At 38.5% G+C, this 23,942-nt stretch carries 25 protein-coding genes; 23 read left to right on the forward strand and 2 right to left on the reverse strand.

What is annotated here, in order from left to right; translation table 11 throughout:
• The first annotated feature begins 42 nt into the window (after positions 1-42).
• The 17 genes from CVD27_RS18265 (at position 43) to mug (ending at position 16,567) form a co-directional block, all read left to right on the forward strand.
• Positions 43-612 (forward strand): TetR/AcrR family transcriptional regulator, encoded by a 570-nt coding sequence (locus CVD27_RS18265; RefSeq protein WP_101649337.1) that lies wholly within the window; start codon positions 43-45, stop codon positions 610-612.
• Between the two features lie 122 nt (positions 613-734).
• Complete coding sequence (locus tag CVD27_RS18270; RefSeq protein ID WP_101649338.1) at positions 735-1,811, forward strand: phosphotransferase family protein; 1,077 nt, start codon at positions 735-737, stop codon at positions 1,809-1,811.
• Positions 1,812-1,829: 18 nt separating this feature from the next.
• Complete coding sequence (locus CVD27_RS18275) at positions 1,830-2,567, forward strand: 2-phosphosulfolactate phosphatase (RefSeq protein WP_101649339.1); 738 nt, start codon at positions 1,830-1,832, stop codon at positions 2,565-2,567.
• Between the two features lie 31 nt (positions 2,568-2,598).
• The gene (locus CVD27_RS18280) at positions 2,599-3,369 is read left to right on the forward strand and encodes an SDR family NAD(P)-dependent oxidoreductase (RefSeq protein ID WP_101649340.1); all 771 of its coding nucleotides are present in this window, start codon (positions 2,599-2,601) and stop codon (positions 3,367-3,369) included.
• Positions 3,370-3,461: 92 nt separating this feature from the next.
• A complete protein-coding gene (locus CVD27_RS18285) occupies positions 3,462-4,241 on the forward strand; it encodes an enoyl-CoA hydratase/isomerase family protein (protein ID WP_101649341.1) in 780 nt (259 codons plus the stop codon).
• An 11-nt stretch (positions 4,242-4,252) separates the two neighbouring features.
• Positions 4,253-5,227 (forward strand): quinone oxidoreductase family protein, encoded by a 975-nt coding sequence (locus CVD27_RS18290; protein WP_101649342.1) that lies wholly within the window; start codon positions 4,253-4,255, stop codon positions 5,225-5,227.
• 64 nt (positions 5,228-5,291) lie between these two features.
• The gene (locus CVD27_RS18295) at positions 5,292-6,287 is read left to right on the forward strand and encodes a phosphotriesterase family protein (protein WP_101649343.1); all 996 of its coding nucleotides are present in this window, start codon (positions 5,292-5,294) and stop codon (positions 6,285-6,287) included.
• Positions 6,288-6,528: 241 nt separating this feature from the next.
• The gene (locus CVD27_RS18300) at positions 6,529-7,230 is read left to right on the forward strand and encodes a response regulator transcription factor (protein ID WP_101649344.1); all 702 of its coding nucleotides are present in this window, start codon (positions 6,529-6,531) and stop codon (positions 7,228-7,230) included.
• The gene (locus CVD27_RS18305; RefSeq protein ID WP_257984421.1) at positions 7,202-8,632 is read left to right on the forward strand and encodes a sensor histidine kinase; all 1,431 of its coding nucleotides are present in this window, start codon (positions 7,202-7,204) and stop codon (positions 8,630-8,632) included. The genes CVD27_RS18300 and CVD27_RS18305 overlap by 29 nt, the downstream gene beginning before the upstream one ends.
• Positions 8,633-8,776: 144 nt before the next feature.
• Positions 8,777-10,246, forward strand: coding sequence for a S1C family serine protease (locus tag CVD27_RS18310; protein ID WP_101649346.1), 1,470 nt, complete (start codon positions 8,777-8,779; stop codon positions 10,244-10,246).
• A 10-nt stretch (positions 10,247-10,256) separates the two neighbouring features.
• Positions 10,257-11,147: a peptidylprolyl isomerase gene (locus CVD27_RS18315; RefSeq protein ID WP_101649347.1), complete on the forward strand. Its 891-nt coding sequence runs from the start codon at positions 10,257-10,259 to the stop codon at positions 11,145-11,147.
• A gap of 25 nt (positions 11,148-11,172) precedes the next feature.
• Entirely contained in the window at positions 11,173-11,586 is a 414-nt protein-coding gene (locus CVD27_RS18320; RefSeq protein ID WP_101649348.1) for a hypothetical protein, read from the forward strand.
• Between the two features lie 102 nt (positions 11,587-11,688).
• Positions 11,689-11,826, forward strand: coding sequence for an RAxF-45 family protein (locus CVD27_RS28255; protein WP_180960343.1), 138 nt, complete (start codon positions 11,689-11,691; stop codon positions 11,824-11,826).
• 150 nt (positions 11,827-11,976) lie between these two features.
• Positions 11,977-13,848 carry a ribosomal protection-like ABC-F family protein gene (gene abc-f / locus CVD27_RS18325; RefSeq protein WP_101649349.1) on the forward strand — a complete coding sequence of 624 codons (1,872 nt, stop codon included), beginning with the start codon at positions 11,977-11,979 and terminating at the stop codon, positions 13,846-13,848.
• A 92-nt stretch (positions 13,849-13,940) separates the two neighbouring features.
• Positions 13,941-15,254 (forward strand): Na+/H+ antiporter NhaC family protein, encoded by a 1,314-nt coding sequence (locus tag CVD27_RS18330; RefSeq protein WP_101649350.1) that lies wholly within the window; start codon positions 13,941-13,943, stop codon positions 15,252-15,254.
• 131 nt (positions 15,255-15,385) lie between these two features.
• The gene (locus CVD27_RS18335) at positions 15,386-15,964 is read left to right on the forward strand and encodes a YitT family protein (RefSeq protein ID WP_101649351.1); all 579 of its coding nucleotides are present in this window, start codon (positions 15,386-15,388) and stop codon (positions 15,962-15,964) included.
• A gap of 102 nt (positions 15,965-16,066) precedes the next feature.
• On the forward strand, positions 16,067-16,567 hold the full coding sequence (mug, locus tag CVD27_RS18340; RefSeq protein ID WP_101649352.1) for a G/U mismatch-specific DNA glycosylase: 501 nt from the start codon (positions 16,067-16,069) through the stop codon (positions 16,565-16,567).
• Positions 16,568-16,603: 36 nt separating this feature from the next.
• Here mug and shc read toward each other — a convergent pair whose 3' ends face one another.
• Positions 16,604-18,469 (reverse strand): squalene--hopene cyclase, encoded by a 1,866-nt coding sequence (shc, locus tag CVD27_RS18345; protein WP_101649353.1) that lies wholly within the window; start codon positions 18,467-18,469, stop codon positions 16,604-16,606.
• 124 nt (positions 18,470-18,593) lie between these two features.
• Here shc and CVD27_RS18350 point away from each other — a divergent pair, with 124 nt between their 5' ends.
• The 6 genes from CVD27_RS18350 to CVD27_RS18375 all read left to right on the forward strand — a co-directional run bounded on the left by CVD27_RS18350 (position 18,594) and on the right by CVD27_RS18375 (position 23,400).
• Positions 18,594-19,664 (forward strand): DUF2515 domain-containing protein, encoded by a 1,071-nt coding sequence (locus CVD27_RS18350; protein WP_101649354.1) that lies wholly within the window; start codon positions 18,594-18,596, stop codon positions 19,662-19,664.
• On the forward strand, positions 19,597-20,043 hold the full coding sequence (locus CVD27_RS18355; RefSeq protein WP_257984423.1) for a CBO0543 family protein: 447 nt from the start codon (positions 19,597-19,599) through the stop codon (positions 20,041-20,043). The genes CVD27_RS18350 and CVD27_RS18355 overlap by 68 nt, the downstream gene beginning before the upstream one ends.
• A gap of 222 nt (positions 20,044-20,265) precedes the next feature.
• Positions 20,266-20,706, forward strand: coding sequence for a peptidylprolyl isomerase (locus CVD27_RS18360; RefSeq protein ID WP_101649355.1), 441 nt, complete (start codon positions 20,266-20,268; stop codon positions 20,704-20,706).
• Between the two features lie 116 nt (positions 20,707-20,822).
• Positions 20,823-21,611, forward strand: a complete 789-nt coding sequence (locus CVD27_RS18365; protein WP_101649356.1) for a divergent polysaccharide deacetylase family protein — start codon at positions 20,823-20,825, stop codon at positions 21,609-21,611.
• Positions 21,612-21,769: 158 nt separating this feature from the next.
• Positions 21,770-22,522, forward strand: coding sequence for an exodeoxyribonuclease III (locus CVD27_RS18370; protein ID WP_101649357.1), 753 nt, complete (start codon positions 21,770-21,772; stop codon positions 22,520-22,522).
• Positions 22,523-22,629: 107 nt separating this feature from the next.
• Positions 22,630-23,400, forward strand: a complete 771-nt coding sequence (locus tag CVD27_RS18375; protein ID WP_101649358.1) for a class I SAM-dependent methyltransferase — start codon at positions 22,630-22,632, stop codon at positions 23,398-23,400.
• A gap of 56 nt (positions 23,401-23,456) precedes the next feature.
• On the opposite strand, the gene CVD27_RS28835 is transcribed toward CVD27_RS18375, so the two are convergent.
• Entirely contained in the window at positions 23,457-23,582 is a 126-nt protein-coding gene (locus CVD27_RS28835; protein WP_257984424.1) for a hypothetical protein, read from the reverse strand.
• Positions 23,583-23,942 lie beyond the last annotated feature (360 nt).

Here is a 23,942-nt window from a genome sequence, read left to right on the forward strand (position 1 = left end):
GTATAATTTGAATAATATTTAACAGAATGTGAGGACATAAAGGTGAAAGAAAGAATAACGGAACAAAGCATCCGCTTATTTGAAAAGAAAGGTTTTAGTGAAACATCCATCCAAGATATTGTTGATTCCCTTGGTGTAACGAAGGGTACCTTTTACTATTACTTTTCAAGTAAAGAAGAATTATTAATGGATATTCATCGCGGCTATATCGATGAATTACTAGTCCAATTAGAGCGGATTTTTAATGATACATCAATGAATTATAAAGAAAAATTATTCGAAATTGTTTATATGCTCCTTTCGGATATTAAATCCCGAGGTTCTGCAGCAAAAATATTTTACCGGGAATTATCTAATTTAAATGAAGAGCATTCAGCCTTAATTATTGCGAAGCGTGATCAGTTCCGCCTAAATATAGAGGCATTAATCAAAGCAGGAATTGCAAACGGAGAATTTCGTACGGGAATAAATGCTCCCATCATTACCTTTGGGATTCTAGGGATAACCAATTGGAGTTATCAATGGTTTAACCCAAACGGTACCTGCACTGATCGGGAAGTTGCTGAAATTTTTGTAGAAATGATTTTAAAGGGAATCCAAGTGAATGAATAAAGGCAAGGGGAGGGATAAGTTTGGAAAAATTCCCCCCTCTTTTTCCTAAGTTTTATACTAACCGGTTAGTATAAAAGAGATTTAAGTAGTCGCAATTTTCTCAGGTGGATAGGAGGAATTACATGCCACGGCAAATGAATAAGGATACCATTCCGGTTCGACAAGGCGAGGAATTGGATTTGCATGTTTTGGAGATGTTTCTTCGAGAAAATATGGATTCAGTACCTGGAGGACAGCTGGAAATATTACAATTCTCGGCGGGCCATTCCAATTTAACTTACCAAATAAAGATAGGGAATTGGGAGGCAGTTCTTCGACGGCCGCCTCTTGGGCCTGTGGCACCTAGAGCTCATGATATGGGGAGAGAATTCAAAATTCTCTCTGAGCTAAACCCGATTTTTTCCGTTGCTCCAAGACCGCTTCTTTATTCAGAAAATCCAACAATTGTTGGAAGTCCCTTTTTTATTATGGAAAGAAAAAATGGCTTGGTTATAGACACTTCTTTTCCTGAAGGGATCCAGGTGACAAAAGAAATCTGCCGGCGCCTTTCAGAAATCATGGTAGTAAAGCTGGTGGAATTACATGAGATTGATTACAGAGAAACTGGACTAGCAGAAATAAGTAAACCTGAGGGCTTTATGGAAAGGCAGGTCCATGGCTGGATCGGCAGGTATGAACGGGCGAAAACAGATGATATTCAAGGGGTCGAAACTCTAAAAAAATGGCTAATTAACCATATCCCTAAACAGTCAGAAGCAGCAATCATTCATTACGACTATAAATTTAACAATGTTATGTTTAATAAAGAATTAACAGAAATGGTCGGCCTATTCGACTGGGAGATGACCACCGTTGGCGATCCGCTTGCCGACCTGGGTGTAGCAATGAGTTATTGGAACCAAAGAGATGATTCTGAACTTTTAATTAAAGGGTTAGGGAAGGAACCAGTTACGGCGGTCCAAGATGGTTTTTTTACCAGAAGGGAATTTGTTGAACATTACGCTAATAAAAGTGGCCGGGATATTACGAATTTCAACTTTTATTTAACTTTCGCGTACTTTAAACTCGCCGTTATTGGTCAGCAAATTTATTATCGATACAAAAAGGGGCAAACAAGTGACATTCGCTTTGCGAATTTTAATCACTTTGTAAAAAATCTAATTTTGCATGCAGTGCTTGTTTCAGAAGAGAAGCTTTAATGAGGGAGCGGAATAGGAATGACGAAGATTCACCTGCTTATGAAAAAAGAAGACATTAAGGAAGAGAAAATGGCAGTTGGAAATAAAGTAGCAGTGGTCTTAGATGTTCTTCTGGCGACCACAACGATTGTCTCGGCATTAAAGGATGGGGCAAAGGAAGTCATTCCTGTTTTGCATAGCCATGAAGCATTGGTAGCTGCAAAAGAGTATTCAGAGGACGAATATATTCTAGCTGGTGAACTTGATGCAAAACCAATTACCGGTTTCGTTTATCCTAGCCCTACATTCATTCGGGAGAGTATCAAAGGGAAGACCTTAATTTTGTCGACTACTAATGGGACAGTCGCTTTAAGAAGGTCTGCACTGGCTAGTAAGGTCTATATAGGGTCACTGCTCAACAATCCGGCTGTCGCCAGTGCTCTTAAGAATGTGACGGATGACCAGACAATCCTGATTATCTGCTCGGGTAATTCGGGTGAAACAAGTTTAGAAGATTTTTATGGTGCCGGACATTTGATTGATTGTCTTCTAATGAATAGTAAATATGAATTAACTGATGCGGCAAAAACAGCCCTATATTTTTACCGCGGACAAGAGGATGCCTACGAAATATTGCTTGATTCCTATGTTGGCAGTCTATTAGAAAAACATAACCAGAATGCTGACTTGAAGGTTGCAGCATCTAAGGGGATTACCTCGATTGTACCTATCTTAATAGAGGGCAGGGTAACGGTGGAATCATCATTAACCCGCTAAATCAGTATTTGGATAAAGAGGTGGAAGGTAGATGAGATTTGCGCAAACCATAGCTGTTGTGACGGGTGCTGGAAGCGGCATCGGCCGGTCAGTGGCTTTTCGACTTGCAAGTGAAGGGGCCAAAGTAATTCTTGTTGGGAGAACAAGACAGAAACTCGAACAAACTGCAGAAACCATTAATGGGAAAAGCAGGATTCCGATGGCTGAAATTTTTACAGCGGACTGTACCGACGGGGAAGATGTTTCGGAATTAGCAGAATATGTTCAACAGCATTATGGTGATCTTCACGTGCTTGTCAACAATGCCGGAGGCTCTAGAAATACTCGTATTTTGGAGATGTCCGAAACAGAGTGGGACGAAGTGCAGTCTGTTAATTTAAAAAGTGTCTTTTTGGTATCGAAGGCGCTAGGAAAAATCATGGTTGAAGGGGCCAAACGCGAGGAAGGAAACCGTGCAATTGTAAATGTAGCTTCGTTATCCGGACACCAGGCAGGGGCAGAAATTCCTCACTACAGTGCGGCAAAAGCAGGAGTGATAAATTTTACAAGATCATTGGCGTTAGAATTAGCGCCTTACGGAATCAGAGTAAACTCAGTTTCACCAGGCTTTGTCGATACGCCTTTAACAGCGCATGGATTGAAAAATGACCGGTTTGTAAAGGCGATTCAAAGGAATACTGCGTTACGTCGGGTAGGAAATCCCGATGAGATCGCAAATGTAATCGCTTTCGCGTCTTCGCCTGAAGCATCCTATATGACAGGATCGGATTTGCTTGTCGATGGAGGGTGGTTGATTAAATAGGGTTTCATTGCCCAAGAAGGAGAAAAAAACGATTAAATAGTCAATGAAAGTTAGTTTACATTACAATCCACCAAACAGGGAGGAATTTAATTATGGCACAACAACATTTACTGATTGAAAAGCTGGGACCTGTCTTATCCTTAACTTTAAATCGCCCAGATAGCTTAAATGCTTTTAGCCCAGAGATGATCTTGGGATTAAAGGAAGCACTCCAACAGGCCCAAAATGACGAAGACATCCAGGTTATTGTCTTATCTGGAGCGGGGCGTTCATTTAGTGCGGGCGGCGATGTAAAAACCATGGGGCAGGCAAAAGGGCTTCAAGTATACGAACATATAGGGAAACTGAACGAATTGATTTTATTAATGAAAGAGACCGAAAAGCCGATAATTGCAGTTGTTCATGGTTTTGCAGCAGGAGCAGGAGTAAATTTAGCTCTTGCATGTGATTTAATTGTTGCCGCAGAGGGAAGTAAGTTTGCGCTAAGCTTCTCACAGGTGGGCCTCATTTCTGACGGAGGTGGTTCCTATTTACTTCCTAGACTAATCGGACCCCATTTGGCAAAACAATTCTTTTTTACAGCAGAGCCAATCCCTGCTGAGCGCCTATATCAATTAGGGGTAATTAATTATCTTTTCCCATTAGAAAAACTTCACGAGGAAACAACAAAAATGGCTTTAAAATTAGCTCATGGCCCAGGAAAGGCTTACGGGAAACAGAAGAAATTAATAGATCAAGCATTTACCTCCACGCTTGAGGAAATCCTTGAACAGGAACGGCTCCTTCAAACACTTATGGTTCAAACGGAGGACCACCAAGAAGGGATAGCAGCATTTAAAGAAAAAAGAAAACCAGCCTTTAAAGGGAAGTAGGAGTGAAAGGTATGAGAGCCATACAGCTAAAGGAATATGGGGGACCAGAGGTATTAAAACTTACTGAAATTGAAAAACCCGTGCCGAAAGGTCATGAAGTATTAATCGAAATTAAAGCTATCGGAGTCAACTATGCAGACACCGCCCGACGGGAAGGAAAATATGTGGTGAAAACCCCGCTGCCGTTTATCCCCGGTGCTGAAATTGCTGGTGTAGTAACTGAAGTAGGTGATCAGGTTTCAAAAGTAAAGCCTGGTACAAGGATCGTGACATTAATTGAATCAGGAGGATATGCGGATTTTGCTCTTGCAGATGAGCGATCGGTTATACCCATTCCGGAACAATTAGATTTCCAAACCGCAGCAGCTTTGCCGCTTCAAGGTTTAAGTGCCTATCATATATTAAAAACAATGGGCCGTTTAGAGAAAGGGGAAAGTGTACTGGTACATGCCGCAGCAGGCGGCGTTGGGACCATAGCGGTGCAGCTTGCCAAATTGTTTGGGGCAGGAAAAGTAATTGCTACTGCAAGCTCAGAAGAAAAGCTAGCCCTAGCAGGTGAAATGGGTGCTGATGTATTGATTAACTATACAGAACATGATTGGGAACAGAAGGTTCTTGAGGCAACCGGTGGCAGAGGTGTAAATGTTGCACTAGAAATGGTTGGCGGAGAGGTATTTAACAAAACAGTTAAATGTCTCGCTACATTCGGTCGCCTCGTTATTTTTGGAGCCGCAAGCGGGGAACAAAGCCGGTTCTATCCCTCTACACTGATGGCGAGAAATCAATCCGTCATAGGATTTTTCCTGCCACAGATTATGAGAAAGCCAGAACTTCTTCAGCCTAGTTTAGTAGAGTTATTCTCCTATCTAGGTCAAGGAAAATTAAAACTGACGATTGGCGGCATCTTTCCATTAGAAGAGGCGGCGAAGATCCATACCCTATTACAATCTAGAAAAACACAGGGCAAGCTGATTTTAGAGCCGTAATAGCAAGCACCAAGTGTAACTTGTTGAACCACGATTTAAAGAAACTGAAAGGGTGACCCAATCAATGAAAACAGTTGAAACCGTAACAGGTCCAATACCCGTTAACAGAATTGGAAAAACGCTTATTCACGAACACTTTATTTTTGGCTACCCAGGATTTCATGGAGATGTTACACTTGGTGCATTTAATGAAGAGGAAGCCCTAGAAGCAGCTATTGGTATTGCTAGACAAATGCAAAGTTATGGTGTCCAAACCGTGGTCGATCCTACCCCAAATGAGTGTGGCCGAAATCCTTTATTTTTGCAAAAAATTTCGGAATCCACTGGTTTGCAAATTATTTGTGCCACTGGATACTATTATGAAGGAGAGGGGGCAACTCCATACTTTAAATTTAGACAGGGGTTAGGCACGGCCGAAGAAGACATCTATCAAATGTTTATGACAGAAATTACTGAAGGCATTGCCGGAACAGGAATAAAACCGGGGATAATCAAACTGGCCTCAAGCAAGGATGAAATCACCGAATATGAAAAGATGTTCTTCCGAGCCGCTGCACGGGTCCAACAGGAGACAGAAATCGTGATTCTAACTCATACACAAGAAGGAACGATGGGACCGGAACAGGCAAGAATGCTGATTGATCTCGGTGCAGATCCAAACAAAATTATTATCGGCCATATGTGCGGGAATACTAATCCGGAATATCATAAAGAAGTTATGGATCAAGGAGTACGAATCGGCTTCGACCGCTTTGGGATTCAAGTCTTAGTAGGGGCACCGCTTGACCAGGAGAGGATCACAACATTACTTTCCCTATTGGAAGAGGGATACGAAGACCAGATCTTATTAGCACATGACAGTGTAAATATTTGGATGGGGCGGCCGCCTGTGATGAATGAGCAAGTAACGAAAATCATGGAGAATTGGCATCCTAGTCATATTTTTGAAAATATTCTTCCAGACCTTAGAGAAAAAGGTGTAACCGAACAACAGATTGCAAAAATGCTCGGAGAAAATGCGATCTCACTTTTTACAGGTTCGGCTGTAAAAGTGTTATAGGAAGAGGGGCTTGAATTTTTTCAAGCTCCTTTTTTCATGGATAAAAAAGTATTAAATTGCTTAGAAAATTGGCCAGCTTCAGCGCCTAGGGGCTTCCGCATTTCTGTATTAAATTCAATTATTAATAAATTATGAACAAACTATTAATTAGTCGGGAATAATTGGGCAGAAGGTTTGATATGCGGAAAAATTCGTTTAAACTAAGGAAAAGAAATAGTTTTTTGCTAGGGGATGAATGACTGTGAAAATATTAGTGATCGAAGATAATAAAAGTGTTTGCTCGATGATTGAAATGTTTTTTGCCAAGGAGGGTATTGAAGGCGAATTTATTAATGATGGATTAGAAGGATACAATCGGATTAAAAGCGGAACATGGGATGCTCTTATTATCGATTGGATGCTTCCAAGCATGGATGGAGTAACCATTTGTCGGAAAATTCGCGAAGAGAAGTTTACGGTTCCAATTATTATGTTAACTGCGAAGGATAGTGAATCTGACCAGGTGTTAGGTTTGGAAATGGGAGCGGATGATTATGTAACCAAGCCATTTAGTCCACTTACCTTAATGGCCAGAATAAAAGCGGTAACTCGCAGAGTACAGAGTCAAGAGCATAAAGAGCAAGATAATGTAATTAAAACGGATCATTTTAAAGTTAATAAAATAACGAGGGAAGTAGTTGTAGATGAGACACCAGTGACAAATTTAACACCAAAGGAGTTTGATTTACTCTCTTATATGGTAGAACATCCTCGTCAAGTCTTCTCTCGTGAACAATTACTAGAACGTGTATGGGGATATCAATTTTACGGTGACGAGCGGACGGTTGATGTTCACATTAAACGTCTGCGTAAAAAAGTGGAAACAACGTCACAGCCTTTTTTCCATACGGTTTGGGGAGTAGGATATAAATTCGATGACGCAGTCAAAGCAGATGAAGTTTAAATATTTTTATCAACAGTTTTTTAGTCATATAAGTATTATAATTGTCGCGTTTTTATTGTTAAGTCTATTATTTGCCCACTATGTTGAAAACCTGATTTATGAAAATAAATCCGATGAACTGATTTCCTATGGCAGGGCGATTATTTCTGATTTAAGAGATGCTGCACCACTAGATTCAGAAGATGTACTTAATCAATACAGCAATGTCTTGGCAGCTAGAAAGATGAGTTTTAGTATGTTCGACCAGGATGGTCATCTTTATTTGGTCAATAAGCATGGTCCAGCCATAAAAAATCTATCTCAAAAGGAATGGGATCAAGTAACCAAGGGGAAGACCTTGATTGTTCAGAGTGATTATAAACGATTTGGGCAAGAAGGGGTCACTTTTGTTGTATTGCCATATACAGAAAACGGAAGATTTTTTGGTGGTGTTCTGTTAACATCGCCCATTAGCGGATCAAGTAAGATGATTTCAGAACTAAATAAATATCTGCTGTATACTATTTTAATCGCCTTTGCTGTTTCCTTTTTACAGAGTTGGTTTTTATCAAGGATACATGTACACCGGATCAAGCGTCTCCGTGAAGCGACCTCTCAAGTTTCCGAAGGAAATTATAATGTTAAAGTAAATTCATCTAATTTCGATGAAATCGGTGAGTTGGCTAATGATTTTAATCACATGGTAAATAAAATTAATGAATCGATGCTAGAAATTGAAAGTCTTGAAAACAGAAGACGTCAGTTTATGGCAGATGTTTCACATGAGATGCGCACTCCTCTCACGACGATTAGCGGTGTGATTGAAGGGTTGAAAAATAATATGATCCCTGAAGAAGATAAGGAACGCGGGATTAATTTAGTGAGTCAAGAGGCGAAGAGGCTGATTCGTCTTGTAAATGAAAATCTGGATTATGAAAAAATCCGATCAAACCAAATTAAATTATTTAAAGAAGATATTCAATTGTTAGAAGTGCTTGAAGTAATTCAAGATCAGTTGAGTATGCTGGCAGAAGAGAAAAACAACCAAATAATCGTAGAGGCCGAACCGGAGATTATGGTATCGGCTGATTATGACCGTCTTATTCAAATACTAATCAATATTACAAAAAATAGTATTCAATTTACGACCGACGGGACGATTCTCCTTCGCGGAAGAAAAGAGGATAATGAAACGATTATTGAAGTGGAAGATACGGGAATAGGGATTGATCCTAAAGAAATTGAAAATATTTGGCGCCGTTTTTATAAAGCAGATATTTCAAGAACAAGCACTCCATATGGTGAATTTGGATTAGGTCTCTCGATTGTGAAACAATTAGTATTGCTTCATAACGGAGATATCGATGTGACAAGTGAAGCAGGAAAAGGAACGAAATTTACCATTCGATTACAAAATCAATAATTTGAAAAAGCTGCAGCCTTCTGCAGCTTTTTCATTTTTTTTCTCATATTTTCTTAAACTCGTTAAAGTTTGTTAATAATTTGTTAAGATTTGTGAGTTAAAGTATAGACAAGGTAAGAAATAGATTAAAGGAGATCGATTAAGATGGATTTCAAAAATGAAAATGAATTCGAAAACAATCAACCAAACTCATCTGAGATGAAAAATAATACAAATTCAGAAGAAAATTCACTAGAAAAAATGAAGGATGAAAGCCATTCAGAGAATAGTGTAAATGCTGTAGATGAGACCTTCTCTGTAGACTCCGCCAATAATGTAAAACAATCCTTTGATGATAGGAATGAATCAAATAGTTTAGAGGAAAGATTTGTTCTCCCTGATCGTGAACAAACTCGTTCCAACTCTCAGACAGAAACGAAAAAGCACAAGGCAAGAGGATTTGTATCAACCATTGCTGCAGGTGTCATTGGTTCTGTATTAACCCTAGCCGTTTTGCCTCACACCGATTATTTGAACAATTTTAATCAAAATAATCAAAGTCAAGAGGTTAACGGCACGACCGATAGTAATGCGGTTAAACCAGTCACGGCTCAGCCTACAGCGGTTTCTACTAATTCCGTAGCGGACACGGTTGAAAAGTTATCTAAAGCAATTGTAGGGATTGTAAATTATCAGCAACAACAGCAGCAAACGACAACTGATTTCTGGGGTAATTCGAATTCTGAATCTAATTCTTCACAGAATGTGGAAACTGGCTCTGGTTCAGGGGTTATTTTTCAAAAAAGTAATAACATCGCCTATATTGTGACCAATAACCATGTGGTTGAAGGGGCGTCTAAGCTTGAAATTTCATTATATGATGGCCAAAAGACGACTGCTGAGGTCGTTGGAACGGATGCGTTAACCGATTTAGCCGTATTAAAAATTGATGCAAAGTATGTAACAACTACCGCTAACTTTGGAGATTCATCAAAATTAAGACCTGGTGACACCGTTTATGCCATCGGAAATCCACTCGGAATTGATTTATCCAGAACGGTAACACAAGGTATCGTTAGTGCCACTAACCGTACCATTTCTGTATCAACATCTGCAGGAAATTGGGATACCGATGTTATTCAAACAGATGCAGCAATAAATCCGGGAAATAGCGGCGGTGCCTTAATTAATACTCAAGGGCAGGTTATCGGTATCAACAGTTTGAAAATTTCTGAAACCGGGGTAGAAGGCTTAGGTTTTGCGATTCCAAGTAATGATTTTATCCCAATCGTTAACCAATTAATTAAAAATGGGAAAATTAATCGTCCATATCTTGGCGTTGGTTTAGCAGACCTAGACCAAGTACCACAGATATACTATCAAAGTTTGCCTCAGAATGTGACAAAAGGTGTTCTAGTTATGAATATTGACAACAATTCTGCTGCAGCGAAGGCTGGATTCGAGCCTAAGGATGTCATTGTATCTATGAATGGGACCCAAATTGCTAATTCATCGGAATTAAGAAAATATTTATATACAAAAGTGCAAAACGGAGACACAATCAAATTCGGAGTGTATCGTGATGGAAAACTTATCACGTTAACTGCAAAAATAACAGCCAAGACGGAAGGATGAAGGGAAAGGAATGGCATGGATAAAGAAAAATAAATTAATGGCCGCTCTACTAATGGCGTTCATAGTCGCAGCAGGAGTTTTCCTAACCTTTACCTTAACCAAGGATGAAGCTGTAGCAAAGTTTAACGGTGAAACAATCAGTAAGGATGAACTTTATGACAAAATGGTTGAGCAATACGGTTCGGCAACAGTTGATCAAATTATTAGTGATAAAATTATAGCTGCAGAGGCGAAAAAACAAAAAGTGACTGTTTCTGATAGTACGTTGAATGAGGAAATCGGCAAGTTGAAAGAACAGTATGGTGGAGAGGATGGATTTAATCAAGCTCTTGAGAGCAATAATACAACTCTTGCTGCCGTTAAAAAGGACTTAAAGAATTATATTATCCTAAAGAAACTAATGGAACCAGACATTAAAATAACTGACGAGGAAATGAAAACGTATTTTGATGAAAATAAAGATTCTTTTGCTACGGCCGAGCAAGTAAAGGCAAGTCATATTCTTGTTGCAGACGAGAAAACAGCAAAGGAAGTTAAACAAAAACTTGATAATGGCGAGGATTTCGCCACCTTAGCTAAAAAATACTCGTCGGATGAAGGAACTAAGGATAATGGAGGAGAGCTTGGTTATTTCTCAAAAGGAACCATGGTCACAGAATTTGAAGATGTTGCTTTCTCCTTGCCTGTCAACAAGATAAGTGACCCAGTAAAAACGGATTACGGATATCATATCATTAAAGTTGAGTCTAAAAAGGCAGCAAAAGAAGCAAACTATGAGGACAGCAAGGCTCAAATAAAGGAAACCTTATTTGACCAAAAAGTAGATTCAGAATATGAAACATGGCTTGATAAGAAGAAAAAGAGTTATGATATTGAAAATTCATTGAGTACAGAGGCTTAATCACAACAACCAAGAGGTGAACAAAGTGAATCGGGTAGGAAAACATGCAGGCAGAAGTGCAGGAGACGACCTTGAACTGATGAGTATGGTGTTTGAGTTGCCTGAAAAGGATAAAATGATTATGTGGTCAGAGGGCTATATTGATCAGGTTATCGAAAAATTACCGGAGTATGCCCGTGACACTTTGGAAAGTCGTAAGGAAAAGTGGGAAGATACAAAGGCATATTATGAAAAGCAGCTGAAGGAAATTGTTAAACAGGAAGAGTTTAGAGTAAAAATGAAGGGCGAAAGGAAGGACTTCGCTCTTTTTATCATGAATAATTATCCGGAGTTACAATCACTATTGTTTTCGATTTATGATGGGAATTTAAAGGATGATGATTTACGAAAGTTTGTATTCCGAAAAAGATTTAATTCTAGAAAAAAATACCTGCATTAACATAAAATTCATCTTTTAGATAAGTCAGGTAAAATGGGCTTGCAATTCATTCTTAAAATATTTAGAATAAAAGTAACTTGTATGAAACGGAGGTGGGAAGAGATGAAACGTTCTAATTTTGCACGCTTACAGTGGCTTGAAGCGCTTACTATTTATCGTGCGATTTTTCATGAAGTAGTTATCCAAGGGGGAAGTCTGCCCTTTTTTAGAAACTGCATATGGAAAAAATTAGAACGATAATACATCTCTTTACCCACCATAAATAGGTATGAGAGGGTGCATCGGATGCACTCTTTTTTCATGTCCATAGATGAGCCGAGGGAAAAAGATGCCCGCGGCTTATTTTGCGTATAAGAGATGTTCATAAATACCTGAAAAAGGAGAATGAACATGATCATTTGTAGTGTAAATCATCTATCAAAATCATTTGGCGGTCATACGATATTTGAAGATTTATCTTTTGAAGTACATGAAGGAAGCAGGATTGGACTGGTAGGCCGGAATGGCGGAGGAAAAACGACTTTAATTAAGCTTCTGGCTAATCAGGAAACAGTGGATGAAGGAGTTATCCATTGGAAAAAGGGACTGAGAATCGGCTATTTGGCGCAAATCCCTGATTTTAAAAGTTTAACGGTTAGGGAAGTTCTTAAAACGGCTTTTGAACAATTGACAGACATCGAATTAAAGCTCCAAGAGTTAGAAGTTGAAATGGGGTGCGAGCGGGCTCCTATCTACTTACAAAGACTTATGGATCAGTATGGTAAACTGCAAGATGAGTTTATTTTAAATGGCGGTTATGAAATGGATGCCGAATTAGAAAGAATTGCAATTGGATTAAATATTACAGAATTGCTGGATCAGACTTTTGCAGCTTTAAGCGGAGGAGAGAAGACCAAGGTGGGACTTGGGTTAAGTTTATTGAAAAAACCGGACCTCTTACTTCTGGATGAGCCGACTAACCATCTTGATTTAAAAGCGATTGAATGGCTGGGTTCCTACCTGAAGGAGTATAGAGGAACGATTATTCTGATTTCGCATGACCGTTACTTTTTAGACGAGGTAGTGACAAAGGTGCTTGAATTAGAAGACGGGGAAGTTGATTTATATCATACAAATTTTAGTGGTTTCGTAAAAGAAAAAGAAGAACGACTGCTGCGAGAATTTCAAGAATATCAAGAACAGCAGAGGAAGATAAAAAAAATGAAGGAAGCCATCAAGCGTCTTCGTGATTGGGCCAACCGGTCCAATCCTCCAAGTGCGGCTCTTCATAAAAGGGCCACGAATATGCAGCGCGCTCTTGATCGAATCGAAAAACTTGAACGTCCTAAAATGGATGTTAAAAAAATGGCCGTAGACTTTGAGGCATCAGATCGGAGTGGGAAAGATGTCATTGTACTGGCGGGGGTTTCTAAGATCTTTGGAGCTCGTACGTTATTTGACGAAGTAAATATGCTGGTGCAATATAAAGATCGAACCGCCATTGTTGGCGAAAATGGCTCAGGTAAATCGACTCTTTTAAAAATGATTCTTAAAGAAATTGAAGCAGATAAAGGGTCTGTCAAAGTTGGAAGTAATGTGAAAGTGGGTTATTTATCACAGCATGTATTTCAAGATATAGGTGACGAGCAGGTCATTGATGTATTCCGATCAGACGCAGTGGTCAATGAAGGGGAAGCACGGCATATTTTAGCAAAATTTTTATTTTATGGTCCTGCTGTATTCCGAAAAGTCAATCAGCTGAGCGGCGGTGAGCGAATGCGTCTGCGGCTTGCCCAATTGATGTATCAAGACATCAACTTGCTCATCCTGGATGAACCAACGAACCATTTGGATATTGATTCATGCGAAGTCCTTGAAGAAGCGTTGGAACAGTTTAATGGTACGATTTTAGCGGTCTCACATGACAGATATTTTTTAAATAAATTATTTAATAAAATATATTGGCTCCAAAATGGGCGCCTCCAATATTTTGCCGGGAATTTTGATTGGGCAAGAGGGAAACTGGAGGAGACCGGAAGTAACCCAGCTGTAACTAAGGAAGTAATTGGAAAAATTACTATGCCAAAGGCAATAAAGGTGGAAGAGGACCTAACCGTAGAGTTAGAGAAAAGAATTGAAGAAATTGAAAGTGACATTTCTGCCCTAAAAAAGAAGCTAGACTTGGAAAGTGAGTTACCATTACTCCAGAAAATATATAAGGAGATAGAGAGTAGAGAAAAAGAACGTGACGAGCTTTACGCACAATTGGATGAAGTAGTTTAAGCTCCAAAACTAAACTCCTCAGCGAAGCTGCTGAGGAGTTTAGTTATTTCAATAAAATCAATAAAGTTGTTACTTTTAGAGGTGGATTTCATATGGCGGTAAAATTTTCGTTTGCACAAGTCTTGTTTCTTCTTGTTAGTACCATTTTGGGGGTCGTTTGGTCAGTAATTGCTCATCAACCACTGGTAATAGGTTTTCTTCCAGGCTATGTTGTTTTATTTTCCTTCTCAATAAAAAGTACTTTATCTTTTAGAAAATCAATAAAAATGAGTTTAATGGGTGTATATAAAACGAGAATTGTGATTGTCATTTTATTTTTAGTTAGTTTTTTGCTTCCTTCCTGGTCCTTGTCGGGAACAATTGAACAAATGGTCAATATAGCACTGAGTTTTATTAATCCACATCATTTTCTTATTCTATCTTTCTTTATTAGCATGATTTTTTCGATGCTTCTTGGGACGACGATTGGCACATTGAGTACGATTGGTGTACCAATAATAGGGACAGCAGGAGTCCTCCATCTGCCCATACCGATTGTTGCGGGAGCGTTAGTTTCCGGGGCTTTTGTTGGAGACCGAACATCACCGTTCTCTAGCGCTCACCAATTACTTTCCCATACGGTTGAGGTACCGGTAAACAGGCAGTGGAAAGCGATGCTATTGACAACCATCACTGCCATTGTTGTTTGTCTTGGTTTTTATGGAATAATAGATGCACATTTTATAAGCAAGACAGAATTTACTACAGATCCTTTGATTTGGAATAAACTTTCACTCGTGAAGTTTATCCCGCCAATCATTCTCGTTGTATTTGTCCTTTTTCGGGTGAGTATTATTTATGCGTTTCTGTCTAGTATTTTATCAGCAGTATGGATTTCTTTAATGTCCGGCACTTCATGGCCCAAGCTTGCCGAGTCACTTTGGCACGGTATTGAGGGGCTTGGCGGTGGTTTTATTCATATGTACCAATTGCTCCTATTTTTAGCTGTGGCTGGTGCATATAATGGCCTTTTGGAGGAATTAAATGTCATCCAGCCCTATTTGGATAAGTGGCTGGAATCTTCACACAATTTAAGCGTCGACACGCTAAAAACGCTTTTAGCAACACTTATTATTACGTTAATTGCTGCGAATCAGACACTTCCAATTATATTAACTGGAAGGTCCTTTCTCCCGCATTGGTCCCGTTACTATAGAAAAGAAGAGTTAGCAAGAGTCATGGGTGATTCCACCATGCTTTTTCCAGGTATTGTGCCGTGGAGCGTTTTAGCAATTATGTGCAGCACGATTGTTGGCATTCCACTGTTTGAATATTTGCCATTTGCATTATTTTTATGGATACTGCCGTTTATTACTATTTTAGTGTCATTAAGCAAGAAAATAAGGAAACCAAAAAAGGGTATATAGAAACGGCTTAAAAACAGGGTCACACACGATTCCTGTTTTTTCTTTATTCGAAGGACTAAATATCTAGTTGAATGAAGTCCGTACTTTTATCATATAAGTGGTAATAAAGTAATTGGACAAGGAATGATGGAATGCTCAAAAAATTAGCGATAATCGGATTCGGTAGCACAATGATTAGTGTTGGAATTAACCTGTTTATTCTCCCGTTTCATCTTATCAATGGCGGTTTATTTGGCATCAGTCTATTATTAAATTATTTATGGGGTTTTAAAATAGGTATTATGTTTATCCTGCTCAATATTCCTATTTATCTATTTGCCTTAAAAAAGGACCCCTTCTATTTTTATAATGGAGTACTAGGAGCGGTGATTTCTGGCAGTATGATTGAATTGTTCTTTCCCTTGAATGGAACTGTTCAATTACCGATTATAAGCAGTGTAATTATCGGAGCAATCTTGATTGGAGTGGGTGTAGGGGTGATGCTGCGAAATCATATAAGCCCTGGCGGGATGGATTTGCTCGCACTATTAATTGCAAAATGGACAAAGGTGAATGTAGGGGTCATTATGGTTTCCCTTGATGCAGTTATCATTTTAACGGGACTCTTTCTTCTTAAGGATGCGAAGCTTTTATATTCATTGTTAATTATCTCGATTATTGGAATGCTGGCAACCATTATTACATCTTATCGCAGAATTCAATTTAAGTGATACAGTTGGTCGTGATTTCTTTATCTGAAAATTATCTGAAATAAGTATGGTAGAATAAGAAATATCTTTGAGTTAGTTAATTTGGAAGAGAGGTGGAGAACGGTGAATCCAATCGAAGATCATTTAGCAGAGAATTTGAAGATTCTATTTGTCGGATTTAATCCAAGTATTCGTTCGAGTGAATTAGGACACCATTATGCCAACCCTAACAATCGATTTTGGAAAATTTTATATGAAGCAGGAATCACACCTCGAAAATATGAGGCCGTAGAGGATGCAAAACTTTTGGAATTAGGTTTTGGTTTTACCAATATTGTGGAGAGACCAACGAGGGCTGCTGATGAAATTACGAAGGAAGAATATAAAGAAGGAAGAGAGATTTTAAAACGAAAAATTGAACGGTATAATCCGAAGGTGGTTTGTTTTGTCGGGAAAGGTGTATACCAAGAATACAGCGGGAAAAAGTCGGCTCCTTGGGGAAAACAAATGGAGTCAGTTGTCCCAGGCGTAATTGATTTTGTTGCTCCTTCTTCAAGCGGTTTAGTCAGAATGAAGATACAAGAGATTGTAGATATTTACAGGGAGCTTCTTAATCTAATATAAACATCGACGGTTAGAATACACCGTCGATGTTTTGTTTCATTCGAATTTTTTATGATAGCGGACTAAAGCTGCAAGGGGGAAAATATAACGGTAGCTGTGATAATGAACATAAAACGCACCTGCCATTCCTTGCCCTTTTGGGTATTGTGTTGTCCAATCGACTTTTTCAAGTGAATCAAGTAAATAAGTGATTCCTCTTTTAATGGCTGGTGTTGGTTTTTCTGACACGGAAATCAAGGCATCAAGAGCCCAGGCCGTGTCTGTTAATGTGCTTGCAGGGAGTGGGACATAAGTTTTTTTGCTGTCACTATGGCAAGATTCTCCCCACCCCCCATCTTTGTTTTGGTTATCAAGGATCCATTTAATGGCTTTTTCAAAGGAAGCGTGATGAATTGAAAATCCAACCGCTGATAATCCTGTAATAGCCGCCCAAGTCCCATAAAGATAGCAGATCCCCCATCTTCCGTACCAGGAACCATCCTCTTCCTGGTTCCTCAATAGCCAATGGATTCCTTTTTTTATAGCTGTAGAATCCTCGGACAAATTGGTGTATTGACCAAAATATTCGAGGGTTCTTCCTGTTAAATCGGCAGATGATGGGTCTGCAAGGATGAATTCTCCTTTTTCAATAGGCAAAAACTGCAATAGTTTTGAATTGGTGTTTTTCTCAAATGCCGGCCAGCCTCCATCATCATTTTGCATGGACATCAGCCACGTAATTCCGCGGTCCCAAGCTTGAGTTTCAGAAGGGATTATACGGGAAATGGATCGAAGCGCGGCGGTTGTATCATCAACATCTGGGTTGAAGGTATTGATATCGGAAAAGCCCCAACCGCCAGGCATGGTTTTAGGATTATGAATCACCCAATCGCCAAATTTTCGATGCTGTCGCTCAAGTAGATATTGATTAGCTTTTTTAACCATGGGATCATCAGGTGTAACACCTGAAGCTTGTAAACTGAAGCAAATTAATGAGGTATTCCATACATGGGCGGTTGTATATTGCATATGGGGCAGTCCGTCAATCTCACACCTCATTGTTTTAATTCCCTCAACTGCCTTAGTAATCACTGGATCTGTTTTTTTATAGCCTAGCGATAATAGGGCAAAAATCATTAAAAAAGTAGAACTGTAATAGCTATAAAAAGTACCATCCGGCTCAAGATGGTCCAGCATATACTTTTTTGCCCGCTCAATTGCTAATTGATGAAGTTGTTTTGGCAGGCCTAGTAAACTTTCAACTCCTTCTTTTATAAAAGAATACAAGGAACGATAGTCATTCGTGCGGCTCCACTGATTTTCTGCCTGTCTATTTAGATGTAAATCAGAAAGGTCAGGGCTTTTGTCTGTTTTTAGTTCGAATTTTTTATCTGCCAAAAGCATAATAGGGGTTAAATTGGCCCTGCCGAAAACAGAAACCGAATAAAAGTTAATCGGAAAATGAAGTGGCAGAAGAATAAATTCAATTGGCAGCAGCGAATAGGAAGGCCAGGTATACTGTCCGGTAATGGCCAGCATTACTTTGGTAAACATACTTACATCTTCAATACCGCCCTTGGAGAGGATAAATTGCTTAGCTGCAAGTAAGCGTTTATCATTCTTAGGGAAGTAACCCGAATATAACAAAGCGTAATAGGCTTCGGTGGTTGCCGAAAGATTTCCGTCTCCCTCATCATAAAAAAGCTTCCATGCTCCGTTATTTTCCTGTTTGTTTAAAATTCTGTTTGCGAGGCCCTTAACTAATTCTTCATCATTTAATTCTAATGTCCGTAATAAAATAATCATATAAGCATCTGTTGAGATACCAGTTTCAAATGGATAGTCCCAATAGCCATTGGGAGATTGGTCTTTTCGAAGTTTCTCAATAATCCAATCAATACCTTTTTTTGTATCAATCATCATATTTCACATCCCTCTCCCAAATTTTTCCATCTACCTATACATATTCTCGGTGACTCCAGAGAATTCATAAGGGAGGTAATGTGCTATTTTTTTTATCAGAAATCGAGAGAAGCCTCCGCTTGAAATGATAACGGAAGATTTAAAGAAAAAGAGTAAATTCATACAGCCTCCTTCCCAAGTCACCAAAAGTGAAGGAGTTATTCTGGATAAAATCAGGAAAAAAACTCAAGAATTTAATTTAAATAATGTTACTAGAACAAAAGCTTATCTTGATTATTATATTCGTTACCCTGATATTCATTGGGCTTTTCTTGGGCATATGGTCTCGCGAAATGGCGGCTGGAATATGACTGATTTGAAAGGGGAATTTTTGACACGATTAATTTCAAGAAAAGACCGGCAAGATTTTTTTCAATTTTTAGAGCGGGGCAATTGGCTAATTTTTCAAGATGTGTATCCTCAGTTTTTACTTTACGAAGAAAGCCTTAGACAACGGAGGCCACTTTTTCATTTATTTGTCCATTTAAATATCTCCACTTTTATGGAGACGATTTGGAATGAGTTTTGGAAAAATAAAAACACATACATTCTAACAATAGCGATGATTATTAATGAACAAAGCTATCTAGAAAAAAGAGTGGTACAAAATCCAAAGTTTAAAAAAAATGTTTTAAATAAATTTGAGTTTTTACTTCAAGATTGGCTGTCGTTTAATCATATTCTTTTTCCATATGGAAGTGGGAAAATAGCGGGGAAAACGCTCCACCAATTTGAGTTATTACATGAGAGGATTGTACTTGGCAAAAAATTGTATCGAATTCTTTTTAAAGATATTCACCAAATGGCAGTCGAATGGGCCAAAAGCCACCACCACACAGGTTCTAGAAAAGATTACTGGCCTCATATTTTTAATACAGTAAATGAAGGGACACCTGGTTATCCTTATCAACTTCACTTGAAATCCTGTCAGTTAAGACCAGGGGCCAAAAGGATGTATAGCCCAACACTTGAAAATGCTTGGAAGAATATAAGTCATAAAGAAGCGGAAATAGGGGATTGGTTTACTGACTGGCGAGTGGTGGATTACTTGATTGATGATGAAGAAATCATAGATGGGGAGATACAAGATGAATATTGCAAAACACTCGAACGACTTGAACTTGCAGCTCTTGCCAAAAAAGCGATTACCTTTTAAGGTTGAATTTGGAAGTATAGTTCTTGCCTCGTTGCTTGGAACTTACTTAGATTTATATTTTGTGGGAAAAGGTTATTATCACTTTCCTATTAGGCCGTTCCCGGAGATTTTCTCAATCAATATTTTGTTTACGTTAATTGGACTTCCCTTTCTTACCCTAATTGTATTAAGGAGTATTTCGGAATTAACAAATTGGGGAAAAGCGGGTGTCATTCTTCTTACCAGCCTGTTAATGCCCATTATAGAAAAATTATTAGAAATATTAGGGTTGTTCCAACATAGTCACAGCTGGAACCATCTTTACACTTTTTTGGGGTATGGACTATTTTTTACGATTGTGGTGTTATTTCATGAGTGGATGGGGAGACGAATGGATTAAAACAAAAAGCCGAGACCGCAGTCTCGGCTTTTTGTGATGCTGGCATTGCAGCACCAGCCCCCTCCGTCCGTACAGTGGTTAAGTGTCCCGCAACAAGCGAATGTTAGGAGGGGGTACACTTATTATACCACAATTGAAGTGAAAATAATAAGTGGCTAAACTTTCCTTTCTCGATAGAAAAGTGTATGATAATATTGATTTTTACATAAAGGAGTGTTTTTCATGGCTAAAAAAGGATACATATTGATGGAAAATGGCGAAAAAATTGAGTTTGATTTGTTCTCAAATGAAGCACCTGGTACGGTTGCTAACTTTGAAAAGTTAGCAAATGAAGGCTTTTATAATGGAGTGATCTTTCACCGTGTCATCCCAGGTTTCGTATCACAAGGGGGCGACCCAACGGGAACAGGGATGGGTGGACCTGGCTACACAATCAACTGTGAAACTGAAGGAAATCCACACAAACATATTCCAGGTTCCTTATCAATGGCTCATGCTGGAAGAAATACTGGTGGAAGCCAATTCTTTATCGTTCATGAATCACAGCCGCATTTAAATGGCGTTCACACTGTTTTTGGACAAGTTACTTCTGGTTTAGAAACAGCTAAAAACATGAGAAATGGCGATAAAATGGTTGAAGTTAAAGTATTTGATGAAGAATAGGTAAGAAAGGAGGGCGGATTCGCTCTCCTTTTTTTGTAACAGAAAAGGTCCAAGCAGTAGTAAAGGATACTATAATAGGGTAAATTAACTCTGAAGTTAACAACTGGAGGGGCTTTATGAAAAAGTTAGTTCTCTTGCTTATACTAATCTTGGTACTTCCTATACACACAAAGGTTTTGGCGGCGGAAAAAAAGGAGACTAAAGATCTGAAGGCAGCAATTATTATCGATGACTTTGGAGGAGGAACGGGTGGAGTACGGGACTTCTTAGAAGGGGAGATCCCAATTACCGCGGCTGTTATGCCGTTTACGGAAAATTCTAGGGCCCATGCATTATGGGCACATAAAAATGGTTTTGAAGTCATGGTCCATTTACCAATGGAGCCGAAGAGAGGAAAGAAGTCCTGGCTGGGGCCGAAACCGATTACAGTTGATCTGTCTAAAAAAGAAGTCAGACAACGGGTGGAGGATGCTATAAAAAGTGTTCCTTATGCCGTTGGTTTGAATAATCACATGGGGTCGCGTGCAGTAGAGGACGAAGAAATCGTTCGGATCATTGTTGAAGTTGCCAAGGAAAAGAACTTATTTATTATCGACAGCGGGACAAGTCCTGGAACAAAGTTTCCGGAAATTGCTAAGGAACTAGGAGTGCCGCTTTTAAAACGAGATGTGTTTCTCGATGACATTTCATCATCTTCACATGTACGAAAGCAAATGGTTAGACTAGCAAAGGTAACGGAAATAAAAGGGAATGGTATTGCCATTGGCCATGTGGGCGTAACGGGAAAAGTCTGCTCGATAGGTGTTTTTCAAGCAATCGAAGAATTTAAAAAACGGAACATAAAAATTGTTCCTGTTTCAGAATTATTTGCTGGAGAATTGACAAAAAAACAATTTGTCCCATAAAAAGGCAGCGTTCGCAGCCTTTTTTTATTGTGGCAAACAAAGGTAAATAATTCTGATTACTTTCGATTATCGTGTGAAACTGGTAAAATGTCACCTGTCTATTTGTAAAATATTGATTTTGGTTAATATATATAATTTATTGGGAAGAGGAATGAAAAATGAAATTAGTATCATGGAATGTAAATGGACTAAGAGCTTGTGTAAAAAAGGGATTTTTAGATTATTTTAATGATATAAATGCGGATATTTTCTGTGTTCAAGAAACGAAACTTCAAGAAGGTCAAATTAGTCTAGAGTTAGAAGGGTATCATCAATATTGGAATTACGCTAAAAAGAAAGGTTATTCCGGGACGGCCGTATTTACAAAATCAAAGCCGCTTTCTGTTAGTTATGGAGTAGGAGAAGACAATGGAGAAGATGAAGGAAGAATACTTACCTTGGAATTTGATGATTTTTTCTTGGTCAATGTCTATACTCCGAATTCACAGAGAGATCTAGCTAGAATCGGATACCGATTAGAGTGGGAAGATCGCATCCTTCAGCACTTAAAGGAACTAGATAAAAAGAAACCAGTTATATTCTGCGGAGATTTAAATGTTGCACATCATGAAATTGACCTGCGTAATCCTAAATCAAATATAGGAAACTCGGGCTTTACGGGTGAGGAAAGAGGAAAAATGACAACCTTGCTCGGTTCTGGGTTTATAGACAGTTTCCGTCACTTTTATCCACAACAGGAAGGTGCCTACACATGGTGGTCTTATATGAATAAAGTTCGTGAGAGAAATATTGGCTGGCGTATAGACTACTTTATCGTTTCGGAAGCATTAAAGGACCGTCTTAAAAATGCTGAAATCCATTGCGATATAATGGGAAGCGACCATTGCCCGGTCACTCTTGAACTTATTTAACTTACCACAATAAGAATTTCTTATTATAGTAGATAAATATTTGCTTATTTTCATTATCGAACAGCTAACATATAGTTAAGGTATAAGGTATTCTTGGAGGGATAAAGATGGATCTCAAAAAGGATGTTCAGCAGCAATTTGGTAAGAGTGCAGATTCTTATGTTAGCAGTTCGATTCACAAGGATGGTATGGACTTACAAAAACTCATCGAGATGGCTAAAATCATAGGAAATGAAGTACTGCTGGATATTGCTACGGGTGGAGGACATACGGCAAATGCCTTTGCTCCTTTAGTAAAGAACGTGATTGCGATGGATTTAACTCAGGAGATGTTATTAGCTGCGGAAAAGTTTGTAAAAGGAAACGGGAATCAAAATGTACATTTCGTAAAAGGGGATGCTGAAAATTTACCATTTTCAAACGATTCCTTCGATATTGTGACGTGCAGGATTGCCCCACACCACTTTCCTAATATTAACGATTTTAATAAAGAAGTTTTCCGTGTCCTTAAACAAGGCGGACAATTTTTACTGGATGATAATGTCGTTCCTGAAGATAATGAATTTGATCAATTTTATAATAAAATAGAAAAATGGCGGGATTACAGTCATTTCCGGGCATGGAAGAAGAGTGAATGGATCTGTATGCTTGAGTCAGTGGGTTTTGAGATAGTTGAATGGCATCGGTTTGAAAAAACCTTTTATTTTGATAGCTGGTGTAATCGCATGAATCTACCTGCAGACGAAAAGAAAAAATTGACTGAGTTTATCTTAGGCACATCCGAAAGAGTTTTAGATAAATTCAGGGTTACCACTGAAAAAGGTCGAGTTTTATCGTTTCAAGGAGAAGCTATAGTCTTAAAAGCAACTAAAAAATAAGAAAGATCCCTTTGCAGAAAAGAGAATGTCTCTTGGTGCAAAGGTTTTTTAACTTCTTATATCCCGTTTAGAGGAGTTCCTATTTCATCGAACTCGGGCACTCTTTCCTCTTGGTTTAAATCTTCTATTTGTTCAGGGACTATGTTAGTATTTTCTTCATCTTTTTTAAATTGTGTATTCATAATCACAACAACTCCTTTACATAGCTATCTAGGTAGTTTATCCAATAAATGATTATTTATAAATTCTTTATACTAAGTAAATGTTTAAAAAAACATCAAAAAGATAGTTGACTATTGTTTGTGAAGATAGTATTATTATCAATGTCGCTTCGGAGAAATGATTTATGAGTGAAGAAATTAATAACATTTCATTAGAAGTTGACACGCATTAAGTATTATGTTAAAATAACAAATGTCGCTAATCAATAGATTGGTAGATAATAGTAATTGCTCTTTGAAAACTAAACAAACAAAAACGTCAACAAACAATAATTAATAGTTTTTAATTAAAACTATGCCAACGTAACATTTTTGAGCTAA

The sequence above is a fragment of the Neobacillus cucumis genome, assembly GCF_002860255.1.
In the GTDB taxonomy this organism is placed as follows: Bacteria; Bacillota; Bacilli; order Bacillales; family Cytobacillaceae; genus Neobacillus; species Neobacillus cucumis_A.

Bases quoted from the DNA above. Each gene is read 5' to 3' on its own strand.
- CVD27_RS18350 (WP_101649354.1), top strand. From the start codon at position 18,594: ATGATAACGGAAGATTTAAAGAAAAAGAGTAAATTCATACAGCCTCCT.
- CVD27_RS18270 (WP_101649338.1), top strand. From the start codon at position 735: ATGCCACGGCAAATGAATAAGGATACCATTCCGGTTCGACAAGGCGAG.
- CVD27_RS18315 (WP_101649347.1), top strand. From the start codon at position 10,257: ATGGCATGGATAAAGAAAAATAAATTAATGGCCGCTCTACTAATGGCG.
- CVD27_RS18280 (WP_101649340.1), top strand. From the start codon at position 2,599: ATGAGATTTGCGCAAACCATAGCTGTTGTGACGGGTGCTGGAAGCGGC.
- CVD27_RS18305 (WP_257984421.1), top strand. From the start codon at position 7,202: ATGACGCAGTCAAAGCAGATGAAGTTTAAATATTTTTATCAACAGTTT.
- CVD27_RS18375 (WP_101649358.1), top strand. From the start codon at position 22,630: ATGGATCTCAAAAAGGATGTTCAGCAGCAATTTGGTAAGAGTGCAGAT.
- CVD27_RS18355 (WP_257984423.1), top strand. From the start codon at position 19,597: ATGAATATTGCAAAACACTCGAACGACTTGAACTTGCAGCTCTTGCCA.
- CVD27_RS18295 (WP_101649343.1), top strand. From the start codon at position 5,292: ATGAAAACAGTTGAAACCGTAACAGGTCCAATACCCGTTAACAGAATT.
- CVD27_RS28835 (WP_257984424.1), bottom strand. From the start codon at position 23,582: ATGAATACACAATTTAAAAAAGATGAAGAAAATACTAACATAGTCCCT.
- CVD27_RS18370 (WP_101649357.1), top strand. From the start codon at position 21,770: ATGAAATTAGTATCATGGAATGTAAATGGACTAAGAGCTTGTGTAAAA.
- CVD27_RS28255 (WP_180960343.1), top strand. From the start codon at position 11,689: ATGAAACGTTCTAATTTTGCACGCTTACAGTGGCTTGAAGCGCTTACT.
- CVD27_RS18275 (WP_101649339.1), top strand. From the start codon at position 1,830: ATGACGAAGATTCACCTGCTTATGAAAAAAGAAGACATTAAGGAAGAG.
- CVD27_RS18360 (WP_101649355.1), top strand. From the start codon at position 20,266: ATGGCTAAAAAAGGATACATATTGATGGAAAATGGCGAAAAAATTGAG.
- shc (WP_101649353.1), bottom strand. From the start codon at position 18,469: ATGATGATTGATACAAAAAAAGGTATTGATTGGATTATTGAGAAACTT.
- CVD27_RS18290 (WP_101649342.1), top strand. From the start codon at position 4,253: ATGAGAGCCATACAGCTAAAGGAATATGGGGGACCAGAGGTATTAAAA.
- CVD27_RS18335 (WP_101649351.1), top strand. From the start codon at position 15,386: ATGCTCAAAAAATTAGCGATAATCGGATTCGGTAGCACAATGATTAGT.
- CVD27_RS18330 (WP_101649350.1), top strand. From the start codon at position 13,941: ATGGCGGTAAAATTTTCGTTTGCACAAGTCTTGTTTCTTCTTGTTAGT.
- abc-f (WP_101649349.1), top strand. From the start codon at position 11,977: ATGATCATTTGTAGTGTAAATCATCTATCAAAATCATTTGGCGGTCAT.
- CVD27_RS18285 (WP_101649341.1), top strand. From the start codon at position 3,462: ATGGCACAACAACATTTACTGATTGAAAAGCTGGGACCTGTCTTATCC.
- CVD27_RS18310 (WP_101649346.1), top strand. From the start codon at position 8,777: ATGGATTTCAAAAATGAAAATGAATTCGAAAACAATCAACCAAACTCA.
- CVD27_RS18365 (WP_101649356.1), top strand. From the start codon at position 20,823: ATGAAAAAGTTAGTTCTCTTGCTTATACTAATCTTGGTACTTCCTATA.